This window comes from Dolichospermum sp. LEGE 00246, assembly GCF_015207865.1.
Taxonomy (GTDB): domain Bacteria; phylum Cyanobacteriota; class Cyanobacteriia; order Cyanobacteriales; family Nostocaceae; genus Dolichospermum; species Dolichospermum heterosporum.
Genome location: NZ_JADEWA010000649.1, coordinates 1 through 2,154, shown reverse-complemented (window position 1 = coordinate 2,154; position 2,154 = coordinate 1). Strand labels below are relative to the sequence as shown.

Here is a 2,154-nt window from a genome sequence, read left to right as displayed (position 1 = left end):
GGGCAGGGGCAGGGGGGAAAGAATTATTCCAATGACCAATGACCAATGACCAATGACTAATGATTTTAATTTTGCTGAATTACTTATCGCTATAGTGACTAAGACGTACTATATTATTGTGTTTCATCTCCATAGATTTCAAATTCCTATAGGTAGTTTTGTATGGTAGTGGATTTTTCTGTTTTGCCTTTGGGGTTTTTATTTACTTCTCCTGGTCCGATTGTGGTTAAATTGGGACCAATTGTTATTCGTTGGTATGGGTTGTTGATTGCTTCTGCTGTGTTACTTGGTGTTAGTCTTTCTCAATACTTAGCCAAGCGTCGTCATCTGAATCCAGATTTAATCAGTGATTTATCAATTTGGTTGGTGATTGGGGCTATTCCTGCCGCTAGATTGTATTATGTTTTGTTTCAGTGGCCAGAATATTCTCAACACCCGGAACGGATAATTGCAATTTGGCAAGGGGGTATTGCTATTCATGGGGCAATTATTGGCGGTGCGATCGCGGCGTTAATTTTTGCTAGATTGAATCAGGTATCTTTTTGGCAATTGACTGATTTGGTTGCTCCTTCCTTAATACTAGGGCAAGCCATTGGTCGGTGGGGAAATTTTTTCAACTCGGAAGCTTTTGGCAGACCAACTAATTTACCTTGGAAATTATATATTCCCCCAGATCGTCGTCCTTTGGATTTCGTGAATTTTGAATATTTCCATCCCACTTTTCTGTATGAATCGTTGTGGAATTTAATGGTGTTTGCATTGTTGCTAACTTTGTTTTTTCGAGCTTTATCTAAAAAACCCCGGTTGAAGGTAGGAACGTTATTTTTAGTTTACTGGGTTGCCTATAGCTTGGGACGGATTTGGATTGAAGGTTTACGCACAGATAGCTTAATGCTAGGACCTTTACGGATGGCACAAATGGTAAGTTTAGGGGGAATGACTTTAGGATTATTTGGTTTAGCTTGGCTGTATATATTCAAGCGTTCTTTACCTGATGTTGTTTCTTCAGTGAATGGAGAAAAAAATGCCCCGGAGTAATTAATCTCCAGGGCTTAACCAGGGTGCATCTACCATCTATTTCTACTAGGCAAAGTGGCTGAATCCGGATATTACTCAGGAAATGCTAAAAGTTTTTTTTTGCAGGGTTTTGAAGGGGAAAATTGATGAGTGAATCTACTAGTAATTTGAGTTTTTCTAAGTATCCCAATGCCTTAGAATCTGCGGTTTATATTGTTGGTGCCGGACCAGGAGATCCTGATTTATTAACGGTTAGGGCGCAAAAGTTGTTGGCTGCGGCTGATGTGATTTTATTTGCAGATTCTTTAATTCCCGAACAGATTTTAGATATTTGTCGTGCAGATGCGGAAATTATTAAAACAGCAAATCGGACTTTGGAAGAAATTTTACCATTGATGATTGATGCCGTGCGATCGCATAAATCAGTAGTCAGGCTACATTCTGGTGATCCTAGTCTGTATAGTGCTATTCATGAACAAATGCAGCTATTAGCCGATGCGGATATTCCTTTTGAAGTTATCCCTGGTATCAGTGCCTTTCAAGCTGCCGCAGCTAAATTGAAAATAGAGTTAACTGTTCCTGGTTTAGTCCAAACTATTATTCTCACTCGCATTAGCGGTCGTACCCATGTCCCTGATACTGAAGAGTTAGCAGCTTTAGCCGCCCATCGTGCCAGTTTATGTTTATATTTAAGTGTGAGTCATATTACTGAAGCCCAAGAAAAATTATTAGAACATTATGATCCAGATACTCCAGTAGCAATTTGCTATCGCTTAGGCTGGCCAGATGAAAAAATCCGGGTTGTGAATTTAGCACAAATCGCAGATTGTACCCATGAAGAAAAATTACGGCGAACTACACTTTATGTCATCAGTCCCGCACTACTACCAGTAAGTGGGCGCTCCCGCTTGTATCACCCCGAACATAATCATTTATTCCGTGCATCCCATAATCTTGGCTAGTACCGCAAGGCGGAAGTCAAAAGTCAAAAGTCAAAATAAAGACAGTATAGGCTTTTGGAGGATTTAGAATGGTTGGTTTATTTACGCCGTTTTGTACTAGTAGTTCGTCAAATTTATTTTGACGGGTAATAAAAAAAAACTTCTGTTCTCCCCTCCCCCTGTCTCTTATACACAA

The 2,154-nt window shown here is 39.8% G+C and carries 2 protein-coding genes; both read left to right on the top strand.

Annotated elements, in window-relative coordinates; translation table 11 throughout:
- Window positions 1-162: 162 nt before the first annotated feature.
- On the top strand, window positions 163-1,038 hold the full coding sequence (gene lgt, locus IQ228_RS25085; protein WP_193964858.1) for a prolipoprotein diacylglyceryl transferase: 876 nt from the start codon (window positions 163-165) through the stop codon (window positions 1,036-1,038).
- 125 nt (window positions 1,039-1,163) lie between these two features.
- Window positions 1,164-1,979: a precorrin-4 C(11)-methyltransferase gene (cobM, locus tag IQ228_RS25080; RefSeq protein ID WP_027400853.1), complete on the top strand. Its 816-nt coding sequence runs from the start codon at window positions 1,164-1,166 to the stop codon at window positions 1,977-1,979.
- The last annotated feature ends 175 nt before the right edge of the window (window positions 1,980-2,154 follow it).

What these genes read in the sequence shown, in the direction of transcription:
- lgt (WP_193964858.1), top strand. Translation starts at nt 163, where the DNA reads ATGGTAGTGGATTTTTCTGTTTTGCCTTTGGGGTTTTTATTTACTTCT.
- cobM (WP_027400853.1), top strand. Translation starts at nt 1,164, where the DNA reads ATGAGTGAATCTACTAGTAATTTGAGTTTTTCTAAGTATCCCAATGCC.